Source organism: Xanthomonas euvesicatoria pv. euvesicatoria (assembly GCF_020880415.1).
In the GTDB taxonomy this organism is placed as follows: Bacteria; Pseudomonadota; Gammaproteobacteria; order Xanthomonadales; family Xanthomonadaceae; genus Xanthomonas; species Xanthomonas euvesicatoria.
The window spans coordinates 1-26,562 of the sequence record NZ_JAJIUJ010000105.1 but is presented as its reverse complement, the minus strand read 5'-3'; the positions used below and the strand labels follow the sequence as shown (position 1 = coordinate 26,562).

The following is a 26,562-nucleotide window of genomic DNA, read 5'->3' as shown; positions in this document are numbered from 1 at the left end:
CGATGGCGCGGCGCAGTCTGCGCGCCTGAGTCGGCTTGGTCAATGCCCTGCGCGCAGGCCGCTTAAAGCGCGTTATGCACGTTAAGACGAGATGCGTTGGCCGCCAGCGGCACGGAGCGGGCGCCGCGCGGCTTGCCTTGGCGCCAGTCAAGCCGGCCACGTAGTACCCGCTCCGCACCGCTGGCGGCCAACCCTCCGGGAAGCGCCCTGTGGCGTGCCGGCGCACGGGGGTTGCGCAGCGGTGCGGAAAGACTGGGGACGCTCGCGCGGCGATACGCCAATGCGTGCCGGGCAGGCGGGTTGCCAGGTGCCGATGCACCGCCGAGATGGCGCCGCGCAACCGCCTGTCGCCGCGCCGTGCTGAACGTCACAGTTCATTGCTACAGTCCGCTTCCCGCAGCGCCCGATGCGTTGCTTTTAAGCGATGGCATCGGCCACCGCATCCACGCAGTGCGTTTTCCTTCCGGAGTTTGTGCATGCCCGTTTCAAGGTCGCTTCTGTTACGTCGCATCAGCCCGCTGTGCCTGTGCATCGCCGCCGGATGGGGCGCGGTGGGCATGGCGCAAACCGCACTGCCCGAGAGCACGCCGGTGCAGGCGCACGAGACCGCGCCGCACAGCGGGCACGAATGGGGCTATACCGGCCCGGAAGGTGCCGAGCATTGGGCCGAGCTGGCCAAGGAAAATGCGCTGTGCGGCAATGGCCAGCAGAACAGCCCGATCGATCTGAAAGGCGCCATCGACGCCAACCTGGGCACGCTGCTGTTGAGCTACAGCGCGGTGCCGCTGGTCGTGCGCAACACCGGCCATTCCATCCAGCTGGATCTGCACGACGGCGGCACCATGGCGACCGGCGGCAAGCAGTATCAAGCGTTGCAACTGCACTTCCATCACCCCAGCGAGCACCTGTTGAACGGCCGGCGTTTCCCGATGGAGGCGCATCTGGTGCACCAGGGCCCGGACGGCACGCTGGGCGTGCTGGCGATCTTCTTCGAAACCGGCAAGGCCAACCCGGCGTTCCAGCGGGTGCTCGACGCCATGCCCAAGGACAAGGACCAGACCCGGCAGGTCGCCAACACAACGGTGAGTGCCGAGGCGTTTCTTCCGCCGAGCAATCAACGCAGCTTCTATCGCTACGAAGGCTCGCTGACCACGCCGCCGTGCAGCGAAACGGTGGACTGGGTGGTGCTCAGCCAGCCGGTGCAGGTGTCGGAGGCACAGATCAACGCGTTCGAACGCGTGTACCCGTTCAATGCGCGCCCGCTGCAGCCGCTGGATCGGCGTTTTCTGCTTAAAAGCCGCTGATTGCTCGCACGGAGTGTCGACCGTGTGCGGTGCCATGCGCTGCATGCGCACTGACCGTGCAGGCGCAGGCGGTGCCGGACTGATCCGCGCGCGCATCCGCAGATAGGTGCCGGGCCGCATCGCGCAGCCGCGCGTCGTCGCCGTGCAGATGGCACACGCGTGCGCGCAGGCCAACGGAACTGCGCGTCATAATGCGTGCCTCAATGGAGAGTAAGCATGCATAGCGGTGGTCTGGAACTGGCCTTGGTGCTGATGCTGGCCGCCATCGTGGCAGTGCCGGTGTTCAAGCGCTTCGGCCTGGGTGCGGTGTTGGCCTACCTGGTCGCCGGCGTGGTGCTCGGGCCCGATGGCGTGGGCGTGGTGCAGGATGCCGAACGCATCAGCGGCGCGGCCGAGATCGGCGTGGTGATGCTGCTGTTCGTGATCGGGCTGGAACTGTCGCCGGCGCGCCTGAAGGTGATGCGCCATTCGGTGTTCGGCGCTGGCGCCACCCAGGTGCTGGTGACGGCGGTGATCCTGGGCGGTTTGTTGATGGCAGCCCAGCTGGGCTGGAAGAGCGCGTTGATCGTCGGCGTGGCGCTGGCGCTCTCCTCCACCGCGGTGGGGCTGCAATTGCTGGCCGAACGCAAGGCGCTGAGCAGCGACTACGGGCGGCTGGCGTTTGCCATTTTGCTGTTCCAGGATCTGATTGCGATCCCGTTGCTGGCGGCCATCCCGCTGCTCGGCGGCAGCAAGAATGCAACGCTTCAATGGCAGGACGTGGCCAAGGCGATGGTGGCCCTGGCGCTGGTGATCGTGTGCGGGCGCTTTGTGTTGCGTCACCTGTTCAACGTGGTGGCGCGCACGCGCATGCCGGAGGTGTTCACCGCCAGCGCCTTGCTGGTGGTGCTGGGCACCGCCTGGATCATGCAGGAGGCCGGATTGAGCGCCAGCCTGGGCGCCTTCATCGCCGGCGTGTTGCTGGCCGATTCGGAATTCCGCCACGAACTGGAATCGCAGATCGAACCGTTCGAAGGCTTGCTGCTGGGCCTGTTCTTCATCTCGGTGGGCATGGGGATCGATCTCCACCGCGTGGCGGCCGAGCCGTGGTTGATCGCAGCGGGCGTGGCGATGTTGCTGGTGGTGAAGTTCTCGCTGCTGGTGGGTATCGGCAGCGTGGCCAAGCTGCCGCTGCGCAGCAGCCTGATGCTGGGCAGCGTGCTGTGGCTGGGCGGCGAATTCGCCTTCGTGGTGTTCAACGAAGCCGACCGCGTGGGCCTGCTGGAACCGGCCAATCACGACCGGCTGGTGGCCATCGTCGGCGTGTCGATGGCACTGACCCCGCTGTTGCTGCTCGGCATGCAGCGCATCCTCAACGGGCCGCTGCGCGTGCGTGCGCCCAAGACCGATCGCCCGTACGACACCATCGATGCACAGACCCCCAAGGTGCTGGTCGCCGGCATGGGCCGCTTCGGCCAGGTGGTCGCGCGCCTGCTCACCGCACGGCATGTGCCGTTCGTGGCACTGGAACACAACCCGGACACGGTGGAAGACCTGCGTCGATTCGGCAGCCAGCTGTATTACGGCGACCCTACCCGCCCCGAGCTGCTGCGCGCTGCCGGTGCCGAGCGCATCAAGGTGTTCGTGATCGCGGTGGACGACCCGGACACCAACATCAAGACGGTGCGGCTGATCTGTCGCCTGTACCCGCAAGCCACCGTGCTGGCGCGTGCACGCAACCGCCAACATGCCTGGAAATTGATGGACCTGGGCGCAGAACCGTTCCGCGAGGTCTTCGCCTCCAGCCTGGAGCTGAGCGAACGCGTCCTCACCTCGCTCGGCCTGGGCGAAGCCCTCGCACACGATCACGTCAAACGCTTCCGCCAGCACGACGAAGACCTGCTACGCCGCCAGCACCTGGTCTACGACGACGAAGCCAAGGTCATCCAGACCTCGCGCGATGCACGTGCCGACCTGATGAACCTGTTCGAAGCCGACGTCAAGGCGGATGTGGATGGGGATGAAGAGACGGTGGCAGCGACGCGGGATGCGTGAATGCGCGTGGCAAACTCACAACCAGATGTGCACTGCGAGCGCGTTTGACCGAGTGACAATCAAACCCTATCGCTGAATCGCCAAGTGCACCAGACACACGACACGCAGACCACAATCACGGTGGCAAGGCCGAGCTTCCAACGCGTATACCCGTGAGAGCCAATCAGGCGCTGTGCGTCGAACCCGCACAGCAGAAGGCCCGCGCCTACGCAAATCGGAGCGGTCATTGGTGCCCACTCACCGCGTCGGTCATTTGCAAAGTCGCTGACACCATAGGCAGCCAACACACCGCTGATTCCTGCACCCAGCAAGACAGCGCAACAGACAATAGCCAGCACAATAGCGCCTTGCAGAACTTTGTGGACTCACACCATAAGCCGCCTGCGCGATACAACAGAACTGCTAGTACCTGCTGCGCGCTCGTAGGTACCCGTCACGCAAGCAAACGCGTTCAGACAATGGTTGGTGGTTGGATATGTGTAGTTTTGCATGGCGCCGCGAACCTTGGCACTTGGATTATTGCAGATCGTCAGCATGGCCTAACTTAGTCACATTATTCATCCCCCATGTAAATGCGTAATCTGACGCATCTGGGATGCTTTACTCACAGACAGCCGGCACTTAAATTATCGATGCGCTTAGATTTTCATGAAGGCTTATCCTGACATCAGTTATTACTTCGTCAGAATATAAAATCTCATCGAAAAACGCGGGAGCACCCTCATACTCAATCGAGAAAATAAATCCCCTGACACACCACACTTTAGCTGCCAACTCTTGATTACAAGCTTTAATAACTAAACTTGCAACCATGAGCTCCTGGGTTCTATTTTTGAATGCAATTTCATCATCAAAGGTTGGCCTACCCCTTGAAATTCGGTAAAAGTTTACCTCCACTCCCTGCGGCAGTCGTTGAACTTTATTTATTTTTGAAACTTGCAAACTCCATAATTCCCTTTCAGAAACAGGTAATCTTCCCGCTATCGAATCAAGCACCAATCGTTCAAGCCGCGAAAGACTTGAATTTCTCTTAAAAATTTTCAAAATTTCATGTAAGAACGCTCGCATAAACTCCTACCAAAAAATTACTAGTCGCGCAGACTTTCACTTGCGGAACCATATGTCGCACCTGAAAGGAGCCCTTTGTAGACGTCAGGCAGTCTAATCCATTGCTGCGTCACTCTTCCCGGCATCGGATTTTCTGCTTTCCAAATCCTTGGCATAAACTTATAACGATATGGATCGGAGAGCGCATGCACTCGCGTTGGCACATAATTTCCGTTCCAAAGAGATCGTGGACCACCCATTCTGTTTGGTATCCAATGCGAAAATTCCGTTCCTGCCTTTTTCCCCGCAGAACGCCATCCAGCAGCTCCACCCAAGACTATTGAATTAGCTACTCCGGCTACTTCACCAATACCGTAGCTCGAAGAACACTTGTCCACTTGGTCGTTGGTCCCAGCCCAGTCCCTGATTACATTTGTCGCACCGAAGCTTACGGTATCTCCCATTCCGGCAGAAAAGTCGACGATAGGCTGAGGAATGTTAGGCCAGGTTGCAGGATCGTTGAGTTCCAGTAAGCCATATAAATCCATCGCGTTCAACGGATTGGATGCAGCATATCCATAGGTTGCCAAGCCCGCAGTTAGGCCCAGGGGATCACTCTGCCCATACCGACCAGTAGCAGCATCATAGTCACGAAAGTAGTTCTGATTGAATTCGCTCGCTGCATCAAAGCGCTGCCCAGGGAACCGCATGTCGAACACCATCGCAATGCCATCCCCATCCGGATCCTGGTTCGGCGCGGTGTTACCGAAGGCTTCGCCCTTCGGACTCCAGTTCCACACGGCGACATCGCGGGCGGCATCGACGACCACACGCGGGCTGCCGAGGTGGTCGGGTTCGATGTAGTGCAGTTGAGCGCCGTTGGCTAGCAGGCCCACCGGCAGGTCGTCCAGCCAGATCGCTTGCTGCTTGGGTGCACCGTTGGTGTCGTAGTCGCCGAGCCAATGGCCGGCCTCGTCGTAGAGCGTATAGGTGTTGGCAGTGCCCAGATAACGGCGTACCTGCTCGCCGCGAGCGTTGTAGCGGTAGTTCATGACTGCAACGCCTGCGCGCTTGACCTGGGTCATGCGGCCGGTGGTGTCGTACAGGTATTCGCGTGCCTTGCCGCCGATGGTGAGGGTGTTGCCCATCTTGTCGTAGGTGCGTGCCACGCCTGCGACTGCGCTCAGGCGATGGTTGGTGGTTGGATAGGTGTAGGCTTGGGTGGCGCCGCCGACCTTGGCACTCAGGCGATTGCCGGTGGCATCGTAGCTGTAGCCATCGATCGCGGTATTGGCGGCGCCGTCTTTCAGCGCTGTAAGCCGACCGAGGGCGTCGTAATCCAGTCGTAGCTCTGGTGTCGGGTTGCCGGCCGGCGTCAGAGCAGTGAGGTCGCCAACGGCATCGAAGCCGAAGCCGATTTCCAAGCCGCCTGCGCGGGTGTCTTGGATGCTGCGGGGGCGGTAGTCAAGATCGTACATGCGCACCAGCTTGCGGCCGTTGCCATAGGTCCAGCCGGAGGATGGCCCAAACGGGTGGTAGGTCGCTCCGCTTAGCAGACGTTGGCGGCTGCCGCCTTGTGCAGTCACCCCAACCTCGGTCGTCTGGCCTTGCGCGTTGCGGACATAATCGACCGTGGTGCCGTCCGGGTAGACCATCGACCGCAGCCGGCCGCCAGGTGTGTAGTCGTAGCGCAACACCAACACCTTGCCATTGACCGTCTGCACCTTGCGCACCACTTCGCCGAAACGGTTGTAGCAGTACTGGGTGGTACCGCTGCCATCCTGGAGCTTGGCCAGCCGCCCGACGGTGAACGTCTCACCGCTGGCGCACACGCTCTGCGTAACGTCATAGGTATAGCTGACACTGAAGGCGGCGGTTGGGTAGCTGACGCTCAGGACACGGTTGAGCGCGTCGTAGCCAAAGGTGGACGTGATGCCGCGTGCATCGGTCTGCGTGGCGCGGTTGCCTGCGCTATCGTAGCTATAGCTAGTGACGCCGGTGTCCGGGCTGGTTAGCTTCAGGGTATCGCCGAAGCCGTTGTACGTGTAGCGCGTGTCCAGACGTTTGGGGTCCTTGATCTGCAACGGGCGATCCTGCGTGTCGTAACCCACGTTGGTTTCGGCCTTGATGCCATCGACATCCTGCAACGTACGCGCAAGCCGGCCAAGTGGGTCGTGCTCTTGCAGGGTGCTGCGGCCGAACGCATCTGTGATCAAGCGTAGGTTGCCATTTGCATCGTAGGCGTAGTCGGTAGGATTTGCGGCCGCATCCGCCTGCGTTTCCAGTTGGCCCAATTGATTGTAAATACGGCTCAAGCTGCGCTTGAGCGTACCTTGTGCATCGTTGGTCTGCTCCTCCAAACGATTGCCAGCCTTATCAAGCACGTAATGGAGGGTGTTGCCCAGCGTATCGGTGACATCGGTGAGGCGTTGGGCCTGATCGTAGACAAACGTCGCGTAGCTGCCATCGGGCTGGTTGATGCGCTTGACCAAGCCGGTGGGCCAGTACTCGAACGTGGTGACGCGGTTCTGCGCAGCAGTCGCGCCATGCACCGTGGTCGATGCCAACCAACCACGCGGGTGGTAGCTGTAATCGGTCAGCACCCCGTTTTCGTCAACGGCAGAAAGAACGCGGCCTGCTGCGTCATAGCTCAGATTCTCGCGGATCTGACCGCGGGCGTTGATGGTCCGCCTGAGGTCACCCTTGCGATACAGGCACGCTCCGGTGCCAGTCTCGCACCCGGCAGCATCGATGGGGTAATAGTTGTAGATCGTACGGTCGTCGATATCCGTGCGCGGGCCATCGATGGACTTCAGGAGGCCAAGCACGGGACAGTCGCCACCAGCAGCCACATCGGCTGCCTCGCAGTAGTTCATACTGAGAACTCTGGTCTGACCACTTGCGACGTCGGTCGTGATGACTTGCTGCGGCTGCAGTCGCGCATTTCGGACATAGCCTACTTTTTTGTCACTTGATTGAACTGACATCAATCGATTGCTGTCGACAGCGGTGCGCGTACTTGTGATTCGCTGACTGGGTAAACCAGCCGCCTCGGTGACCGTATGCACATCGATTGGCACGCCAGCATCCGCAAGTTCGGCATAGGCGTGTTGCGTGATCACCCCGGCACGATCGGTAGATGCTCTCAAGCGCCGACGAAAATCAACACTTGCGTCCAGATAGTCGCTGCTGAGGGTACCTGCGCTGTCGGTGACGTCATCTATTTTTCTAGGACCTGCGGAACGCTGGCTCAGCGTATATGTCGTCTGTTTTCCCAACGCGTCGGTTACAACGGTGGCGTCATCGGTGTAATCAAGCGTCACACCGTCTGCGCCGTCGTGATGCTGGCTCGACACAACACGCCCCGTAGCGCTGTAGGCGAATGTGCTGTAGCGCATTCCATCCTCCGCGACCACACCGGTCAGGAAGCGGTAAAAATCTTCGTCTTCATACAGATACGACCTGACCCGACCGTCCGCATAGGTCACGCTCTCCAGCACCGCGCTGTCCGGGAAAGTGTCAGAGTAAGCGTAAGTAGCCAACGCAACTCCGTCCAGCGCAACTCGAATAAGCTGGGCATAACGGGAGCCATCAGCGTAGTTAAAAACCAACTTGCGTCCGGTCGAGTGCGTGATCGATTCCAACCTCGAGGATCGATCGTACGCGTATCGAAGATAAGTACCGTCGTCTTTCGACACCAAGCCCAACGCGCCTGTAGCATCAAATTCCGAAACCGTTTCCGACCTAAAAAGCCTCCACCCGTTGGCTATTTTCTCAAGCCGATCCCCAGAGCCATCAGAAGCAATAAAAGAATTTCCGACCGATTTGAAATTACGTTGAAGCCCGTTTCCTTCAGCAAGTATTGCGTGAGAGCCGCTTGAAGAAACACTGATTTCATGTGAGTTAAACCAGCCCGCCCCAAGGTTTGATCGCCGTCCAACCTGCGAGGACCGGAACGTTCGAACGAGACGTATCCATCCAAGATCGAAATCCTGTTCAGGTTGTGATTTTTCCCCGGTCTTTACATCGCGCGGATTGCCAACCGAACACGTATCCTCTAAAGAAGGCCCGGTCAAGTAAGCAAATATTTCCAGATTTACACAGGCTTGATAATCATCGTTCCAGGTCGTATATAAAGGACAAAATAGCCTGCGCTGGCGACCACCGATCCCAGTATGCTCTACGGGTAAGCACGTTCCATCGTAATAAAGCACGTTCGATATAACATCAAACCGTTTTGAATCAATACGACCCTCGTATTCCGCCGAATATGGCATCCATTCCGTTGCTGGTTTCAGCAAAATCTTGCCACATTCGTTAAATTGAGTATAGAAGGATTCAATACCTGCAACCATCTCGACCTCAGTTGCGTAAGAGCTACCTAGTGCAGAGTAAGTCCATTCGGGATCGGAAGGTTGATCGTTACCAAGCCAGTATGTGAGCGTAACCGTCTGGTCGTCGTTCGTTTTTGTTTCTTTTACGTGCGTAGCTAAACGATACGCATACTCTGCATCGCTAGGACCAGCGATCTGCGCCATGGCCTCAATTGCACGATGCTGATTGCCAAAGACGCCAACAGTTGTCGTTGGCATTTCTGGATGCTTGGCAGAAAGCGTCCACTCTGGCTTGGCCTCTTGCGCGGAAACTCCGCAGACAACGGCCAGCAACAACACGAACACATAAAAACGCAGCCGCAAGGGCCCAAGAACTTCCATGTCCTATCTCTCTCTATTTTTTGACTGCGCGACAGCGCTATAGACGCAATCGAGGACAACGTGGCCGCGAGGTGCGTCACTATCACCTGCCGAAATCGCTCCAGTCAAGCATCAGTGCAACTGATGCTGGCTTACTTGGTGATGACAGCGCATAGCCCCTTCCAAGCCAGCGACCTCAACAACTCGCCACATCCGCAATTTCTTTCTGAGCTATCAACCTCGCCCGGTTACTGCGTCGCGCAAGTTGACGTCAAGATTCACGCATGCCGATGATCACGAGCGCTTTTGGTCACGACATGGCCTGCCTGTAGCTGAGTAACGAGCATCATGACGCAAGTCAAAAGCTGCATCGCTTGCTCCAATCAAGCGCCAGTCGCCACGCTATGGTCGGCGCTTGCAAAATCAGCGGCGCGCTTTACGCGCAGCTACACTCTTGCTAACCAACTTCGTCGCGACAACTTTGCCGGCCGCGGTTTTCCTTACGGTCTTCGCAGTCTTTTTTGCGACCTCCTTCGTTGCACGTTTGACGCCCGATTTTTTCGTAGGCTTGCTAGATGAATCGGCTCCGGTTTCAGCGGATTTTGCAGCAGGTTTACCGGCACGCTTGGATGTCGCCTTGCTCGCTTTCTTCGCGATCTTCTTGGTGGCTTTCTTCACCGGCGTCGCAGCACCAGCACGCGCTTCTGGGGGACGGCGTGGTGGGGGTTTGCGGCCGGGAGTGAGGGCGCGCCAGGCGTGTCCGCCGTTCATGGCCAGCAAGGCGTCGGCGGCCGAGGGGCCGGCGCTGCCTGCGGCGTAGTTAGGGAAGTCGCTGGGCGGTTGTTTCCATGCATCCAGGATCGGTTGCACGATGCGCCATGCGCCTTCCACCATGGCCGCGTCCTGGAACAGGCCGGCTTCGCCGTTCATGCAGTCCTGCAGCAGGCGTTCGTAGCCCACGGTGTATTCCTTGGGAAACCAGTCGCGATAGCGGAAATCCATGCGTACCGGCGCCAGTGCGACCTGCGCGCCGGGGCGCTTGACGTCGAACTGCAGCGAGATGCCCTCGTCGGGCTGGATATGCAGCACCAGCCAGTCGGGGCCATAGCCGCCCACTTCGGTGCTGCGGAACGGGGCCAGCGGTGCGGGCTTGAAACGGATCGCGATCTCGGTGGTGCGTTCGCGCAGGCGCTTGCCGGTGCGCAGGTAGAACGGCACGCCGGCCCAGCGCCAGGTGTCGACCTGCAGCTTCATCGCCACATAGGTTTCGGTGTCCGAATCCTCGGGCACGGTGTCTTCTTCGCGATAGCCCGGCACCGCATTGCGATTGACCGCGCCGGAGGCATATTGCCCGCGCACCACATCTTCGGGCCTGATCGGGCGCACCGCCTCGATCACTTCGGCGCGACGGCGATGCATCGCCTCGGTAGTGAACGCCGCCGGCGGTTCCATCGCAATCATCGCCAGCAACTGGAACAGATGGTTCGGCACCATGTCGCGCAGGCAGCCGGTAGGGTCGTAGAACCGCCCGCGCCCTTCCACGCCGATGGTTTCGGCCGCGGTGATCTGCACATGGTCGATGCGATCGCGATTCCACACCGGCTCGAACAAGCCATTGGCGAAGCGGAACGCGAGAATGTTCTGCACGGTTTCCTTGCCCAGGAAATGATCGATGCGGAACACCTGATCTTCGTGCAGCACCTTGGCGACCGTGGCATTGAGATGCTGGGCGCTGGGCAGATCGTGGCCGAAGGGTTTTTCCACGATTACCCGGCGCCAGCCTTCGCCTTCGCGTTGCCTGACCAGGCCAGCCTCGCCCAGGTTAAGCAATACCGGCTCGAAGAAGCGCGCGGCGGTGGCCAGATAGAACAGCACGTTGCCCTGCGTGCCATAGCGCTTGTGCAGCTTGTCCAGCACGCCGCCCAGCGATCGGTAGGCTCCCTGATCGGTGAAGTCGCCGCGCAGGTAATGCATGCGCTCGCGCAACCAGTCCCAGGTGGCGGTGTCGAATTCGTCGGTCTGGAATTCGGCATCGCGACTGCTGAGCAGCTGCGTCATCGACTGCCCCATGTTGGTCCGCCACGCGCGTTCGCTGATGTCGCCATGGTCCATGCCGACAATGGCGAACTCATCGCCCAGCGCACCGGAACGGCGCAGGTTGTACAGCGCCGGCATGACCAGGCGCTTGGTCAGATCGCCGCGTGCGCCGAACACCACGATGATGCACGGCGGTGTGGTTGCTTGCTCACTCATGGATGCGTTTCCTTTTCGCCCATGCGTCCATGCAGGCGCAATGCCGCATTGACCAGGGCCACGTGGGAATACCCTTGCGGGAAGTTGCCGAGCATGCGTTTGCTGCGCGGGTCGTATTCTTCGGCGAGCAGACCGACGTCGTTGCAGAGCCCGAGCAGACGTTCGAGCAGCGCACGCGCCTGGTCGGTGCGGCCGAGCAATGCATAGTTTTCCACCAGCCAGAAACTGCAGGCCAGGAAGGTGCCCTCGCCGGCCGGCAAACCGTCGGCGCTGTCGTCGGCGCGATAGCGCTCGACCAACCCGTCGATGGTCAGATCGCGTGCGATCGCATCGGCGGTGGCGGCGATGCGCGGATCATCCGGCGGCAGAAAACCCACGATGGGGATCAGCAGCAGCGAAGCGTCCAGCCGGTCCGAGCCATAGCTCTGCACGAAGTGACCTTCCGGATGCACGCCTTTTTCCAGGACGTCGGCTCGAATCTCTTCGGCAATGCGGCCCCAGTGCGCGCGTTTTTCTGCGTCTGCATTGGTGATGCCATCGCGCGCGCCGCAGTCGAAGGCCAGCCAGGCCATCACCTTGGAATGCACGAAGTGGCGGCGCTCGTCGCGGATTTCCCAGATGCCCTCATCGGGTTCGCGCCACAGGGTTTCCAGCGTTTCCAGAATCTTTTCCAGCAGCGACGCAGACGATCCGTCGTCGTCGGACGGCAGGCCCACGCCCTTTTCGCGGGCGTAATGGAACGCGCCGATCAACTCGCCATACACATCGAGCTGGAACTGATCCACCGCGCCGTTGCCGATGCGCACCGGGCCGGAATGTTCATAGCCGGGCAGCCAGTGCGCTTCCCATTCCTGCAAGCGGCGCTCACCGGCAATGCCGTACAGCGCCTGCAATTGATCCGGCGAACCGGCAATGGTGCGTTGGACCCAATCGCGGAAGGCTGCCGCTTCGTCGCGGTACCCGGCCTGCAACAACGCGATCAGCGTGAACACCGAATCGCGCAGCCAGCAGTAACGGTAATCCCAGTTGCGCATGCCGCCCAGATGCTCCGGCAACGAGGCAGTGGGCGCGGCGACAATGCCGCCGGTGGGCAGATAACTCAGCCCCTTCAACACCACCAGCGAGCGGCGCACCTGCTCGGTCCACGGCCCGACATCGGTACAGCGGCGCGCCCAGCCGTGCCAGAACGCGGTGGTGCGTTGCAGCGCCTGTTCGGCGTCGATCAAGGGCGGCGTGGCTTGATGCGAGGCGCCGTGGCTGAGCAGAAACCAGGTGCTTTCGCCCTCACGCAGGGTGAAGTCGGTTTCGGTGCCCATGTCCTGGCCGCGCAGTGTTTGCGGCGAACGCAATGCAAGCTGATCGGGGCCGGCGATGGCGCGGATGCCATCGACGATGCGCGTCACCCATGGCACCGTGCGGCCGTAGTTGAAGCGGAAGGTCAGGCGCATGTGCATCGGCACGCTACCCTGCACGCAGCGCACGATACGCACCAGATGCTGATGGACTTCGCCGTTTTCGCTGGCGACCATGAAGTCGATCAGTTCCACCGTGCCGTTGTCGGTGATCATGCGCGTGCACAGCACCAGGCTATCGTCCTGGTAGGCGCGCTCGCTGCGGAAGTCGGCAGCCGGCGACAACGCCCATTGCCCGTGTTGTTCCTCACCCAGCAACGCAGCGAACACCGCATCGGAATCGAAGCGTGGCAGGCACAGCCAGTCGATGGTGCCGCGATGGTCGACCAGGGCCGCGCTGTGGCAGTTGCCCAGCATTGCGTGGTCCTCGATACGCACGCTCATTGGTTGGGCGCTTCCTTCCGGCGAAAGAACGCGCAGTCTTGCATGGGCCGTGTCGGGATCAGGTTACGACTGCGCCGGTAAACCCAGCAGCGGTGGCACCGTGTGTTCCAGGCGGCGTACCAGTGCCGGGTGCATAGACGCATCCTCGTCGGGACGCTGCAGGCAGATCACCCGGCGGTGGCGTAGGTGCGCGGCGACGCTCCATGACCAGCACCACCTCTGCCTCCTGTAATAGCCCTGGGGTGACCTGCACTTGCGCATCGGCCGCCAGCCGGCCGATTGCGCCCGCACGCCGGGCCAGCGGCGAAGACGCGCTCGGCGGTGAGGCTGCGCAGGCGGGTGCGGCTGCACACGAACGGCACCCGCAGCGGTTACCCGACGCGCTGGTTCAGCGGCCTTCGCGCAGGAAGCGCGCCATCGAAGAGACGCCCGGCAGCGCCGGTTCGAACTGGCCGGCCACGTCGATGAAGCCGCGCATGATGGCGATTTCGCGCGGGGTACGGTTGAGCGCATCGCGGCGGTCGGCATCGGCACCGGCCCGCAGCAGGCGCTGCACCAGCAGCGGCAGGCCGTGCAGTGCAGCCAGATGCAGCGGGCCGAAGCCGCGCTGGTCGGCCACATCCAGCGAGACATCTTCGTCGAGCAGGCGTTCGACGCCGGCCAGCACCACCTGCTCGTCGCAGGAGGTACCCGGTTCGGCACGCGCGCCCAGCAACAGCAGCAACGGGCTGACCCGGCCACCGGCCAGGTAGTCCGGGTCGGCACCGGCCAGCAGCAAGGTGTCCAGCAGGGCCAACAGGCGGTTCTTGTCGCGCGCGGTGAAGCCGTACAACGCCGCGCAATGCAGCGGCGCCAGCCCCTGATTGTCGGTGGCGTGCACGTCGGCCGCGGCGGTGAGCAGGCGCGCCACGATGTCCGGCAGGCCCAATGCGCAGGCCAGCATCAGCACGGTCACCCCGCCCGGCAGGCGGTGTTCGATCTGCGCACCGGCCTGCAGCAAGGCGGCCACGATCTCGGTCTGGCGCATGCTCACGGCCGCCGACAACGGCGTGGCGCCGCTGTTGGCCGCGCGCTGCGGATCGGCGCCGCGGCCGAGCAGATGCGTCACCACGCCAAGATGGCCACCACCGGCGGCACGCAGCAGCGCGGTGCAGCCTTGCGCGTCGACGGCGTCGACGGCGAGGCCGAGATCGATCAGGCGACGCACCGCATCGGTATCGCCGGTCATCGCGGCGGCCGGCACATCCGCTTCGCGCAGCGTGCGGCGCGGCAGCGACCAGATGCGCCAGTCCAGCCAGTCGGCCAGATCGCGGCGGCCGATCGACAGCGCCACGCCCAGCGGGGTCTGCCCGTCGGCAGCGCGCGCTTCCGGCGAGGCGCCCTGCTTGACCAGCAGTTTCAGCGAGGCATCGCGGCCCAGCGCGGTGGCCAGATGCAGCGCGGTCATGCCGTGGCTGTCGCGCGCTTCGCGGTCCACGCCATGTTCCAGCAACCACTGCTGCAGGCGCAGCCAGCCCAGCCGCACCGCCAGCGACAACGGCGGATCGCCGGCAGCCGACGGAGCGAAGGGGTCGGCGCCACGTTCGAGCAGTTCCAGCGCGAACTGTTCCAGCCCGCGCGATGCCGCATCGTGCTGCACGCAGGCACTCAGCAGCCGGGTCAGGCCACCGGCGCCTGCCGGCGAGACGCCATGCCGCAGCAACGCCTGCAGCGCCGGTACCGCCTCCACGCCGCGCGAGAGCAGCGCAAACATCGGGACATCGCCGCAGGCGTCGCGCACTTCGGCATCGGCGCCATGGCGCAGCAGCCAGTCGACCGCCTCGGCGTTCAAGGCCAGATGCGCATCGTGCAGCAGGCCGCCTAGTTCTTCCGGGGCGCATAGCCGCGCCAGCGCGACCAGACCGTCGCGCTGCCCGAGCTGCAGGCCCTCGCGCAGCAGCACCAGCGGCGGGCGATCGGGCAGCACGGCAACGCCAGGCGCCTCGCCCTGCGCGTCGCTGACCGCGGCCGGCAACGGGTAAGCGGGATCGAGCAGCTGCACGATCGCCCAACGTCCGGCCTCGGCGGCCACATCCACCGCGCGGCGACCGTGCGCATCCACGCTGTCGGCAGGTACCTGCAGGTCCAGCAGGCGGCGGATCAGCGCCGGCGACACATTGTCGGCGGCGCAGGCCAGCATCAACGCGTTGCGGCCGTCGCCATCGATGGCCAGCACATCGGCCTTGCGCGCGACCAGGCGTTCGAGCACGGCGCTGCGTGCCTGGCGCGCGGCATCCAGCCACGGCGTGCGGCCCAGCAGATCACGCGCTTCCAGGTTTGCTCCGGCCGACAACAGCGCCTCGACGATGTCGCCGTGGCCGGCCAGCGCGGCTTCGTGCAGCGCACTGCGACGCTGGCGATCGCGCGCATCCACACGCGCCTTGTGCTTGAGCAGCAACTGCACGCCGGCCGGGTCGTCTTCTTCGGTACCGGCTGCCGCCAGCAGCACCGGGGCGCCGCCCTCCGGTTCGGACTGCGCGCCGCGCTCCAGCAGGAATTTGGCCAGCCGCCAGTTGCCGACCTGGCAGGCCATCGCCAACGGCGAATGGCCTTCGTTGTTGAGCGCGTCGAGCTCGGCGGCGGCATCGCGCAACAGCGCGGCCACGCCCGGGTCGGAACTGCGCACGGCGTGATGCAAGGGGGTATTGCCGTCGTTGTCGCTGGCGCGCGGGTCGGCGCCATTGGCCAGCAAGGTCATCACCGCATCCGGGCGGCCGTGCCAGCTGTCGCGGGTGGCGGCCAGCAAGGGGGTCATGCCGCGATGCGGTTGATTGACGTCGACGCGGCGCACGATCAACTCACGCAGCAGGCGCAGATCCGGCAGTACGGCCGCCAGCGCCGGCAGGCTGCGTTGATCGCGCCATTCCGGCAGCGGCAACGCCTGCGGGTCGGCACCGGCCTCGAGCAATTGCAGCGCGCGGTCCACCCGGCCACTGCGCGCGGCCTCGAAGAGTTCGGGCACCAGCTGATGCCGGGCCACCGGTTCCAGCGGGCGCGGTTCGGCGGCGGCTTCGGAGAAGAAATCGGCGGCCTGGCGCGTGTGCGGCGCATCGCTGCGCATGGGTGCGGCGGTGCGTTGCAGCAGCAGATGGGCCACCGGCAGCAGCACACCGGCAGCCACCGCCAAGCCCCAGCGCAGGCCGCCGGACAACCAGCCCGGCCAGGCCAGCACCACGGCCAGGGTGCACACTGCCAGCACCAGTGCAGCCGTCAGCAGGCCGCGCCAGGCATGCAGTTCCTGCGCGGCCAATGCCTGCCAGCGTGGCGCCAGCGCGCCGCCGTCGCGTTCCACCTCGCCCCACAACGGCCAGGTCCGCCACAGCCCCAGTAAGGCAGCGCTGACTGCGACGCTCAGCGCCAGCGCGGCCGCCAGGCTGCCGCTGTCGCGCAGGGCGGTCAGCGGCCAGCTGATCAGCGCAGCCAGTGCCAGCAGGCCCACGCCCCAGATGGCCAGCAACGGCGGCAGCGCCTGCGCGACCGCGCGCGGCTGGCCCGGCACTGCGCGCGTCCCACGTGCCCACGACACCGCCAGCGCGAACGCCGGCTGCGCCAGCCACAGGCTCAGCGCGGCAACCACGCCGCCAATGCCACCGAGCAGGCAGAGCACCACGCCAGCCGCACCGGCCAGCGTTGCGGCGCGCATCCGTGCGCCACGCACAGGCTCAGTCATGGTCGCACTCGCCTGCGAGCACGATGGTCTTGGGCAATTGCAGATAGAAGCCGTGCTTGCCCAGCGCCTCGCGCACCGTGGCCGCGTCGGCCTGCGCCAGCCGGCGCTCCGGCGTCAACGCCACATCCAGCACGAACGTCAACGGCGCCAGCTGCGCCTGCACGGCGGCAGGAAGACCGGAGAAATCGTCACGTGTGGCGAGATAGACGAAGGTGTCCTGCTTGCGTTGGCTTTTATAGACGTAGGCGTGCATGCGCGCGTGGTCGCGCTCGGAAGAGAGATGTGTCGCGCCGATTGTGTCGCAATTGCGGCGACGGCGAAAGCGCGGCCTGTGCGAAAAATCCCAGCCGCGTCAGCGACATGACGGTGACGTTCAGTTGCGCCGTCCACGGGACCCACGCGCGCCATCGATATACTGACCGCACTTTTTGCCAGCCAGACCATCGTGAGCCAAGCGCAGCATTCGTCCCAGATGGCCCCGGTTGCCGTCACCGCGTTCACTTCCACCACCGCACTCGGTGCCGGGCTTGCCGCCCAGGCCGCCGCGTTGACCGCCCGACGCAGCGGCCTGCGTCGCAACGATTTCGGGCCGCAACCGCTGCTGCCCTGCTGGGTCGGGCGCGTCGATGGCGTTGAAGAGGTTGTGCTGCCCGATTCTCTGCACGCGTGGGATTGCCGCAACAACCGCCTGGCCTGGCTGGCACTGCAGCAGGACGGGATGGCGCAGGCCGTGCAGGCCGCCGCGCAGCGCTACGGCGCTGAGCGGGTAGCGGTGATCATCGGCACCTCCACCTCCAGCATCGGCGCCAGCGAAGAAGCGTATACGCGGCTGGTCGACGACGCCGACGGCGCGCGCTTCCCCGAGGATCTGAATCGCCCGATCGTGCACACCCCGCATTCGCTGGGCGACTTCGTGCAGCACGCCACCGGCCTGCGTGGCCCGTGCGTGACCGTGGCCACGGCCTGTTCGTCCAGCGCCAAGGTGTTCGCCCAGGCGGCGCGGCTGATGGAGGCCGATGTGATCGACGCGGCGCTGGTCGGCGGCGTGGACACCTTGTGCGGCAGCGTGCTGTTCGGCTTCAACTCGCTGCAGGTGGTGGCGCCGGAGATGTGCCAGCCGTTCGACGCGCGCCGGGTCGGCCTGAGCCTGGGCGAGGCCGGCGGCTTTGCGCTGCTCGAACGCCCGGCCGCCGCACCGGATGCCGCGCTGTGGCTGTACGGCTACGGCGAATCCAGCGACGCGCACCATATGTCGGCGCCGCATCCGCAAGGGCTGGGCGCGCAGCTGGCGATGCGCGGTGCGCTCGACCGCGCCGGTCTGGAGCCGGCCGCAGTGGGCTATCTGAACCTGCACGGCACCGCCACGCCGGCCAACGACAGCGTGGAAGCCGCCGCAGTGGCAGCGATCTTCCCCGGCACCTTGCACGCCAGTTCGACCAAGGCCTGGACCGGCCACACCCTGGGCGCGGCCGGCATCGTCGAATCGGTGATCGCACTGCTCGCGCTGCGCGACGAGGTGCTGCCCGGCACGCTCAACAGCGACATCCCCGACCCGGCCTGTGGCCCGCAAATCCGCTTCGACAACGCCCATGCCCGCATCGATTACGCCATGAACAACTCCTTCGGCTTTGGCGGCAACAACTGTTCGCTGCTGTTCGGGCGGGCCCGCTGATGCTGACCGCGACCATCGAAGGGATCGGCTTCTGGACCCAGGGTCTGCCCAACTGGGACGCTGCCAGCGCCTTCGCGCGCGGCGGCGCCCTGCAGGAAACCCCCGCCCGCCCGGCGCCGCAGCTGCTGGCCGCCAACGAACGCCGGCGTGCGCCGGATACGGTGGCCGTGTCGCTGGAAGCCGCGCTGGCCGCCTGTAACGCCGCAGGCCGCGACCCGGCCAGCCTGCCGTCGATCTTTACCTCGACCTACGGCGACCTGGCCATCTCCGACTACATGTGCACCACGCTGGCCAGCGATCCGTTGGCGATTTCGCCAACCAAGTTCCACAACTCGGTGCACAACGCCGCCGCCGGCTACTGGACCATCGGCGCCGGTGCGATGACCCCGGCCACGGCGATGAGCGCCAGCCTGGGCAGCTTTGCGCAGGGCCTGCTGGAAGCGCTGGTGCAACGCGCTGCCGGCGCCCAGGCCGTGCTGCTGGCCAGCTACGACGCCCGCTCGGTCGGGCCGCTCGGGCGCGTTGCCCCCAGCCAGGGGCTGCTGGGTAGCGCGCTGGTGCTGGGTGCCCCCGGCCAGGCCGGCAAGCCGCAGCTGCACGCATATCTGGACGACGGCGCTCCCTCGCCCGGCGATGGCGCGCTGGCGCGCCACATCGCCGGCAATGCAATGGCGCCGATGCTGCCGCTGCTGGACCTGTTGGCCGGCAATGGCGGCAGCGTGGCGCTGTATGCCACGCCGGGCCGGGTGCTGCGCGTGGAGGTCCGGCAATGAGCCGGCAACCGCTGAGCCGCGAGGACACCGCCATCCTGGTGCCGGCCTTGAACGAGGCGCTGCGCATCCGCGAAGTGGTCACCGACGCGCTGACCTATTGCGCGCACGTCATCGTGATCGACGACGGCTCCGACGACGGCACCGCCGAGTGCATCGCCGGCATGCCGGTCACGCTGATCCGTCACCCGCAGCGCATGGGCAAGGGCGCGGCACTGCGCAGTGGCTTTGCCGAAGCACAGCGGCTTGGCATGCGCGCGGTGATGACCATGGACGGCGATGGCCAGCACAAGGCGGCCGATTTCCCGCGCCTGCTGGCCGCCGCCAACCGCCACCCAGGCTGCGTGATCATCGGTGCGCGCATGCGCAAGCGCGCCACCCAGCCCACCATCCGCCGCATCGGCAATGATTTCGGCGACTGGGGCATTGCCTGGGGGTGCGGCTTCGGCCTGATCGACAGCCAAAGCGGCCAACGCTTGTATCCGGCCTCGGTGTTCACCCTGCCCAACGTGCCCGGCGAGGGCTTCGTGTTCGAAGCGCAGCTGCTGATTTCGGCCGCGCGCCAGGCTGGCGCGCGCGTGGTCGCCGTGCCGATCGAGACCCGCTACGCCGGTACCTCGCCTGGCACCTTCCGCAAGAGCCATTTCCGGCTGGTGCGCGACCTGTGGAATATCACCTCGCACGTGGTCAAACAGGTGTGGGCATACGGCCATGTGTGGCGCGAATATCGCCGCGTGCGCGCCAACCCGGTGATCGTTGACGATCCCGATGGCGAATTTGCTACTGTCCCCGCGGTCACCAAGAGCAATCACTCCTCATGAATGCACAGCGCGCCGATGTCGTGATCACCGGGGGCGGCCTGGCTGGCCTGAGCCTGGCCCTGCAACTGAAGCAGCGCGATCCGCAGCTTGCCATCACCGTGCTGGAACGGCGCGCGCATCCGGTCCGCGAGGCCGCGTTCAAGGTCGGCGAATCCACGGTGGAAATCGGCGCGCATTATTTTGCCGACGTACTGGGCCTGCGCGAGCATCTGGAGACCGAGCAGATCCGCAAGTTCGGTTTCCGGTTCTTCTTCTCCGACCAACGCCACGACATCGACCGCTGCACCGAACTGGGCGTGAGCAAAATCCTGCCCACGCCGTCGTGGCAGATCGACCGCGGCCGCTTCGAAAATTTTCTGGGCGAACGCGCGCGTGCACAGGGCATTGCCTTCATCGACAGCTGCAGCGTCAAGGGCGTGGACCTGTCCGAAGACGACAGCGACCACGCCGTGCGCTTCGAACGCGACGGCACGCTAGGCACGCTGGGTGCGCGCTGGGTGGTGGATGCCAGCGGACGTGCCGGCCTGCTCAAGCGCAAGCTCGGCCTGGCGCAGGACAACGCGCACAACGCCAATGCAGTGTGGTGGCGCGTGGAAGGCCTGATCGACCCCAACGGCTGGTCGCAGGACAGCAGCTGGCTGCAACGCTGCACGCCGCCGGACCGCTGGCGTTCGACCAATCACATGTGCGGGCCCGGCTACTGGTTCTGGCTGATCCCACTGTCGTCGGGTGCGCATTCGCTGGGCATCGTCTGCGATGCAGACCTGCATCCGCTGGAGAGCATGAACACCCACGAGAAGGCGATGAACTGGCTGCGCACGCATCAGCCGCAGGTGGCCGCCACGCTCGACCAGGCCGATTACCGGCTGCAGGACTTTCTGTTCCTGCGCAACTTCTCGTATGGCTGCAAGCAGGTGTTCTCGTCGCAGCGCTGGGCACTGACCGGCGAAGCGGGCGTATTCCTGGACCCGTTCTATTCGCCGGGCAGCGACTTCATCGCCATCTCCAACACCTACATCTGCGAATTGATCGGCCGCGACCGCGCCGGCAAGTCGCTCAGCCCGTACGTGGAGCTGTACCAGCAGCTGTATTTCTCGTTCTACGAAAACACGCTGACGCTGTATCAGGATCAGTACGCGCTGTTCGGCGACGAGCAGGTGATGCCGGTCAAAGTGATCTGGGATTACACCTATTACTGGTCGTTGCTGGCACCGCTGTTCTGCAGCGGTCGCATCGCCCATCTCAGCCTGCTCTCGCGCATGAAGAACGACTTTTTGTTCGCGCGCGACATGAACCTGGCAATGCAGCAGGTGCTGCATGCATGGGGCGTGCGCAATACCGCCCAGGGCATCGCCGCCGGCAGCGGACGGCTGCTGGACCAATACCTGATCGGCTGGTTCAACGAACTCAATGGCGCCTTGAACGACACACTCGACGATGATGCGTTTGTCGCACGCATCCACGGCAATGTCGCGCAGATGGCGGTCCTGGCCCGCGAGATCCTGCAACAGGCACGCCAACGCTACCCCGACCTGCCGGACTACGGTCTGGAGGCGTTGACTGCCGATGCCAACGGCGAAGCGATTCTTACCGCAACCTGGTACGCCGACGCGGCGTGAGGCCTACAGAATTAGGTGTGCGCCATGAAACTTACCTGTTTCGCTATATCGATTGCGCTTAGCACACCGACTTATGCTGCGGAGATTGCCTCATGCTCAAATCCCGCAGGAAAAGGCTACTACGCCGAAACAGGCATCATCACGGCAAAAGACAGCGGCTGGAACGATGAAAGGATCACAGGCGGTCTGACCAAGCTCTCAAAGCAGGGGGACGATTACGATCTGATTTATGTAGATGTTCGCCAGGAGATAGTGTCAGCTCGTGAGGAAGGAGCACGGATAATGCTTCTGAGCCGAGGCATCAGTTCGTTATCCGTTCTGGTTGTTTATCCAGGGAAGACGGCCGAGGTTTACACCTTTCTCAAGACATCCTCAGGAAAGCTGGAATACATCCACACGCTTAGTCGTGCTGGTGATGAGGTCCTCATTACCAAGGCATCCGTGATGCACGGGGAATGTCGCTACATCAACTTCGATGCAATTTAGGGCGGCTACCAAAACGTAGCGAGCAGTCGCCAGGTGGGCGTGGACGGCGCACAGGAACCGGAGTGTACGAGTTGTACATGAGGATTCCGAGCACCGGCCGCGCCCGCCTGGCGGCTGCGCAGTAGTTTTGGTAGTCGCCCTCAGCCCATCCCACCATTGACGCCGATCACCTGGCCATTGATGTAACCGGCCGCGTCCGAGCACAAAAAGGCGACCAGCGCGGCCACTTCATCGGGCTTGCCGACGCGGCCGGCCGGCACCAATTGCTTGATCACCTCCGGCGCGAAACTGTCGCCGACCATGTCGCTATCGATCACGCCCGGCGCGACCACATTCACTGCGATACCGCGGCTGGCCATTTCGCGCGAGAGCGACTTGCTGGCGCCGTGCAACGCCGCCTTGGCGGCGGCGTAGTTGGTCTGCCCGCGGTTACCCAGCACGGCCGCCACCGACGACACGCTGACGATGCGGCCCCAACGCGTGCGCGCCATCGGCAGCAGCAACGGCTGGGTGACATTGAAAAAACCGTGCAGCGACACGTCGATGACGCGGTGCCACTGCTCGGCATTCATGCCTGCCATCGGCGCGTCGTCATGGATGCCCGCGTTGTTGACCACGATCTGGATCGGGCCAGCGTCCAGCAAGCTCTCCAGCGCCGCCGAACTTGCCTGCGCGTCGGCCACATCGAAGGCCACTGCCTGTGCGCTGCCGCCATCGGCCACGATCGCGGCAACCACCTCGTCCGCACGCGCCAGATTGCGATTGGCGTGCACGATGACATGCAGGCCCTGCGCAGCCAGGTGGCGGCAGATCGCACCGCCAAGATCGCCGCTGCCGCCGGTAACGAGTGCGCGTCTTGCAGCTGAGTTCATAAGCCACGAACCATATGAGCAGAGAAGGAGCGTTATCGTAGATCAAGCTGCCCGTTGAAGGACGGACTCTTGGTACTTCTCGCGTATTTGCCTGACCATGCCGCAAATCCGATCGCTGCCGCTTGAGCGCTTTCGAATCCGGCTGGTAGCTTTCGAACACGGGCGGCGATGAACGAAACGAGATGAATGCAGTGAACTTGGCGGGCCTTGGCAACCAAGGCGAGGACGCGATGAATGCATGGCTGCAGCTGCATGGCTTCAGCTATGTGGCCATTTGCCAAGCGCCGGACACCTTCGCGCCGTTGTTCGGCACAGCGGTCAAACGGCCGGATTTCCTGCTGCTGCTGGAGTCGATCGGCTTGATCGCCATCGACGTCAAGAACCGCAACAGGTACAAGAAAACCTGTTACAGCCTGCCCTATGAGGATGAACTCAGACGCGCGGTGGCGTTTGAGCGGCTGTTCCGCATTCCGGTCTGGTACGCGTATTTCAATCGCGAAGACGCTGGCCAGTCCTTCCATTGGATCAGCGCCTTGAAGGCACTCGAAGTCGGCGAGATCAAGACGCCGCACGATGGCAGTGCGGAATTCCTGTCGATCGGTCTGGAGCATTTCGAGCATCTGCACAGCGGCAGTGACATCGCGCGGCTGTATGCGCACCGCCTGCCCGGCGTCGGCAATCTGAGCGCGCTCATCGCGGCGAAGACACCCGTCAATCCCTGAGCGCAGGCCTCAGGCGGCGCCCAGCATGACCGTGGCGCGGCCTTCGGCGAGCAGTTCCCCGCGATGGGTCAGGCGGAAGCCGTATTGCTGGCTGTCCTCGCCCTGCATCAGCACCTGCGCCTCGCAATCGATGGCATCGGGCAGGTCGTCCAGATAGGCGAGGTGCAATTCCACGCTACGCAGCGCGACCAGCATGCCCGGGCGTACCGGCATGCCGGATTGGCGACCCAGCAATCCGCCATGCACGGCCATGGCCTGCGCGCCGTACTCGCACAGATGCAGCGCGCGCAAACGCCCGTTGCACCGCAGCGGATGCGTATCGCTGCGGTGTGCGTGACTGCGCAGCACAATGCGCTGTGCATCCCACTCAATCACTTCTTCCCACAGGCACATGCTGCCCTGGTGCGGAATCAGCGCAGCGATTGCGTCACGTCCCTGCATGCGGCTCTCCGTTCGCGGTGCGTTCCAGCGCCGGTTCGCGCGACACCAGCAAGGCCAGAATGAAATTGAACAACACGCCCAGCGCCACCGTGCTGCCGATGGCACGCAAGACCGGGATACTGGAAGCGGCCAACAGCGCAAACACCAGCAGTGTCATCAGGCTGCAGACGATCAACGCGTGCAGCGTACGCAGCTGGTCGGCGTGATCGTCGCCGGCATGATCGAAGAACAGCGCGTAATCCAGGCCCAGACCGGCGGCCAGGATCAGCGCGATCAGATGGAACAGATTGAGCTCCACCCCGGTGCCGCGCAGGATCGCCAGGATCAGCACCGTGGTCAGCGCCATCGGTAGCAGCACCCGCACGATGCGGCGCGGGCTGCGCAGTGCAATCGCCACGGTCACCGCCAGCAGCAATGCGGCAAGGACCAGCGCACCGAGCACGCGTCCGCGGTAGGCGGCCACCAGCGATTCGGAGGCGTCCTTGAGATCCAGCAATTGCGCGCCGCTGCCCTGCACGGCGGCCGCCAACACCGCCGGATCGCGCAGGCCGGTCAACGACACCAATGCGGTGCTGCGATCGCCACGGCCGAGCAGCAGGCCACCGACCGACGTGGCCAGCGGCGAGCCGCTCAGATCCTTCGGCAGCAGCGGTGCAGCGCGCTTGGCGGCGTCCAGATCCTGCAGGAACGGCGCAAACGCATCGCTGCGGAATGGCGTGGTGGCCACGGCGCGCTCGGTCAGCGCGCGCGCCTGGGCAGCATCGGGCAACGCGGCCTGTCGCGCACGCTGGGTCTTGGCACTGGGCAGATAGCGTGCCGCCATGTCGTAACCGAGCAACGCACCATCGCGCACCAGCGCATCCAGACGCGGGCGCAACTGCTCGCTGGCCTGCAACGCCGCTTCATCGCTGGCTGCCGGCAGCGCCAGCACGTAACGCACATCCGGCGCGCCCAGCTCCTGACGCAGATGGGTGTCCTGCGCCAAGGCCTTGGGTGGCACCGGGGTCAGCTTCGACAGATCGTTCTGCCAGAATTGCCCGGGCGCGAACACGATCACCGCAATGCCGATCACGGCCATCACCGCCAGGCTGATGCGTGGCCGCGGCAGGCGCGCAATGCCACGCCACAGCACCGCCAGCAGGCGCGAGTCCGCGTAGTCGCGCGGGGCCGGATCGATCAAGGCCGGCAACAGCCAGCGCGTGGTGACCGCGGCGGTGGCAAGGCCGGCGATGGTGAACACCGCCAACTGCCGCAGGCCGTCCACGCCGGAAAACAGGAAGGTCACATAGGCAATGCAGGTAGAGACCACGCCGGTGGCCAGTGTTGGCCACAGGTGCCGTGCGTTCTCGCGCGGATCCAGACCAGGGCGCTGATGACTGAACAGGTGGATCGGGTAATCCTGCACCACGCCGATCAGCGTGAAGCCGAATGCCACGGTGATGCCATGCACGCCGTCGAACAGCAGCGCCACCGCACCCAGGCCGGCCAGACCGGCGCTGGCCAGCGGCAACACGCCAAGCACCGGAATCTTCCAGCTGCGGTAGGCCACCAGCAGCAGCAACACCAGGCCTACCGTATCCAGCGTGCCGATCCACTGCGCCTCGCCCTGCGTGCGCGCGGTGATTTCCACCGCGAATGCGCCCGGCCCGGTCAGCGTCAGCCGGGTGGCAGTGCCCTTGCTGACCTTCGCGAACGCCGCCTGCACGGCGTCATAGGCCAGTTGCTGGCCGGTGGGGTCGAAGCCGGCCGCGCGGGTCTGCACGATCAACAGCGCCGAAGTGCCGGCGCGATCGAACCACACGTCATTGCGCGTGCGCGGCATCGCTGCCGGCTGCAGGGTTTCGGCCAGATGCACGATTTCCATCGTGGGGTCGCGCGGCAACAACGGCTCCACCATGGCCGCTGCCGGCGAGCCCAGATCCTGCACGCGCGCCTGCAACGCCGCTTCCAGCGTCGGCGCGTCGAGCGGGGTCTTGTCGAAGCTGTCGCTGAGCAGATAGCGGTACGGCAGCAAGCGCTTGGGAATCGCCTCCAATCCGGCATTGCCGCCATTGCTGACCAGTTCGAACAACGCCGGCTGCGCGGACAGCGCCTGGTGCAGTTGCTGCGACTGCTCGGCCAAGGTGACCGGATCGTTGTTGGACAACGCCATCAGCAGCAACCGCGATCCAGGGCCTTCGCCGAGTTCTTCGATCAGCAGTTTTTGCGCCGGCGTGCGCGGGGCGGGCATGAACTTGCGCAAGTCCCCAGTGACCTTGAGCGTCTCGCTCAACCAGAAGCCAGCCACTGCCAGCAAGGCCAGCCAAAACAGCGCCAGGCCGA

At 64.0% G+C, this 26,562-nt stretch carries 17 protein-coding genes, 1 other RNA gene and 1 pseudogene; 8 read left to right on the top strand and 11 right to left on the bottom strand.

Annotation, left to right across the window (positions count from 1 at the left end; genetic code table 11):
• The first annotated feature begins 476 nt into the window (after positions 1-476).
• Together LN450_RS17550 and LN450_RS17545 are read left to right on the top strand one after the other, a co-directional pair.
• Positions 477-1,304, top strand: coding sequence for a carbonic anhydrase (locus tag LN450_RS17550; protein ID WP_011348957.1), 828 nt, complete (start codon positions 477-479; stop codon positions 1,302-1,304).
• 216 nt (positions 1,305-1,520) lie between these two features.
• Positions 1,521-3,338: a monovalent cation:proton antiporter-2 (CPA2) family protein gene (locus LN450_RS17545; RefSeq protein WP_011348958.1), complete on the top strand. Its 1,818-nt coding sequence runs from the start codon at positions 1,521-1,523 to the stop codon at positions 3,336-3,338.
• A gap of 621 nt (positions 3,339-3,959) precedes the next feature.
• Here LN450_RS17545 and LN450_RS17540 read toward each other — a convergent pair.
• From LN450_RS17540 to LN450_RS17510, 7 genes and pseudogenes are all read right to left on the bottom strand, one after another.
• A complete protein-coding gene (locus LN450_RS17540; protein WP_126955133.1) occupies positions 3,960-4,334 on the bottom strand; it encodes a hypothetical protein in 375 nt (124 codons plus the stop codon).
• 92 nt (positions 4,335-4,426) lie between these two features.
• A complete protein-coding gene (locus LN450_RS17535; protein ID WP_046934819.1) occupies positions 4,427-9,100 on the bottom strand; it encodes an RHS repeat-associated core domain-containing protein in 4,674 nt (1,557 codons plus the stop codon).
• 402 nt (positions 9,101-9,502) lie between these two features.
• Positions 9,503-11,332: a glucose-6-phosphate dehydrogenase gene (zwf, locus tag LN450_RS17530; protein ID WP_011348960.1), complete on the bottom strand. Its 1,830-nt coding sequence runs from the start codon at positions 11,330-11,332 to the stop codon at positions 9,503-9,505.
• A complete protein-coding gene (locus LN450_RS17525; RefSeq protein ID WP_011348961.1) occupies positions 11,329-13,128 on the bottom strand; it encodes a glycoside hydrolase family 15 protein in 1,800 nt (599 codons plus the stop codon). The genes zwf and LN450_RS17525 overlap by 4 nt, the downstream gene beginning before the upstream one ends.
• A 63-nt stretch (positions 13,129-13,191) precedes the next feature.
• A pseudogene (locus LN450_RS17520) lies at positions 13,192-13,490 on the bottom strand (phosphotyrosine protein phosphatase).
• Positions 13,491-13,516: 26 nt separating this feature from the next.
• On the bottom strand, positions 13,517-16,837 hold the full coding sequence (locus tag LN450_RS17515) for an ankyrin repeat domain-containing protein (RefSeq protein ID WP_011348962.1): 3,321 nt from the start codon (positions 16,835-16,837) through the stop codon (positions 13,517-13,519).
• Entirely contained in the window at positions 16,830-17,090 is a 261-nt protein-coding gene (locus LN450_RS17510) for a YcgL domain-containing protein (RefSeq protein ID WP_005914803.1), read from the bottom strand. The genes LN450_RS17515 and LN450_RS17510 overlap by 8 nt, the downstream gene beginning before the upstream one ends.
• Before the next feature lie 219 nt (positions 17,091-17,309).
• Between LN450_RS17510 and LN450_RS17505 the strand changes: the two genes are divergently transcribed.
• The 5 genes from LN450_RS17505 to LN450_RS17485 are packed head-to-tail and all read left to right on the top strand — an operon-like array spanning position 17,310 to position 22,205.
• The gene (locus LN450_RS17505) at positions 17,310-18,509 is read left to right on the top strand and encodes a beta-ketoacyl-[acyl-carrier-protein] synthase family protein (protein WP_008571172.1); all 1,200 of its coding nucleotides are present in this window, start codon (positions 17,310-17,312) and stop codon (positions 18,507-18,509) included.
• Positions 18,509-19,282 carry a beta-ketoacyl synthase chain length factor gene (locus LN450_RS17500; RefSeq protein ID WP_005914799.1) on the top strand — a complete coding sequence of 258 codons (774 nt, stop codon included), beginning with the start codon at positions 18,509-18,511 and terminating at the stop codon, positions 19,280-19,282. Before LN450_RS17505 ends, LN450_RS17500 begins: the two co-directional genes overlap by 1 nt.
• Positions 19,279-20,100, top strand: coding sequence for a glycosyltransferase family 2 protein (locus LN450_RS17495; protein WP_008571170.1), 822 nt, complete (start codon positions 19,279-19,281; stop codon positions 20,098-20,100). Before LN450_RS17500 ends, LN450_RS17495 begins: the two co-directional genes overlap by 4 nt.
• The gene (locus LN450_RS17490; protein ID WP_011348963.1) at positions 20,097-21,719 is read left to right on the top strand and encodes an NAD(P)/FAD-dependent oxidoreductase; all 1,623 of its coding nucleotides are present in this window, start codon (positions 20,097-20,099) and stop codon (positions 21,717-21,719) included. The genes LN450_RS17495 and LN450_RS17490 overlap by 4 nt, the downstream gene beginning before the upstream one ends.
• Positions 21,720-21,743: 24 nt before the next feature.
• Positions 21,744-22,205 (top strand): hypothetical protein, encoded by a 462-nt coding sequence (locus tag LN450_RS17485; RefSeq protein ID WP_039418995.1) that lies wholly within the window; start codon positions 21,744-21,746, stop codon positions 22,203-22,205.
• Between the two features lie 3 nt (positions 22,206-22,208).
• On the opposite strand, the gene LN450_RS17480 is transcribed toward LN450_RS17485, so the two are convergent.
• Both LN450_RS17480 and fabG read right to left on the bottom strand, forming a co-directional pair.
• Positions 22,209-22,284: non-coding RNA, sX9 sRNA (locus LN450_RS17480), on the bottom strand.
• A 61-nt stretch (positions 22,285-22,345) separates the two neighbouring features.
• Positions 22,346-23,077 carry a 3-oxoacyl-ACP reductase FabG gene (gene fabG, locus LN450_RS17475; RefSeq protein WP_011348965.1) on the bottom strand — a complete coding sequence of 244 codons (732 nt, stop codon included), beginning with the start codon at positions 23,075-23,077 and terminating at the stop codon, positions 22,346-22,348.
• 182 nt (positions 23,078-23,259) lie between these two features.
• Here fabG and LN450_RS17470 point away from each other — a divergent pair, with 182 nt between their 5' ends.
• A complete protein-coding gene (locus LN450_RS17470) occupies positions 23,260-23,799 on the top strand; it encodes a hypothetical protein (protein ID WP_039418991.1) in 540 nt (179 codons plus the stop codon).
• Positions 23,800-23,808: 9 nt separating this feature from the next.
• Here LN450_RS17470 and LN450_RS17465 read toward each other — a convergent pair whose 3' ends face one another.
• Together LN450_RS17465 and LN450_RS17460 are read right to left on the bottom strand one after the other, a co-directional pair.
• A complete protein-coding gene (locus tag LN450_RS17465) occupies positions 23,809-24,240 on the bottom strand; it encodes a hotdog family protein (RefSeq protein WP_011348967.1) in 432 nt (143 codons plus the stop codon).
• The coding region (locus tag LN450_RS17460) for an MMPL family transporter (protein WP_228892918.1) at positions 24,227-26,562 on the bottom strand (2,336 nt) is incomplete at its 5' end. The genes LN450_RS17460 and LN450_RS17465, both read right to left, overlap by 14 nt.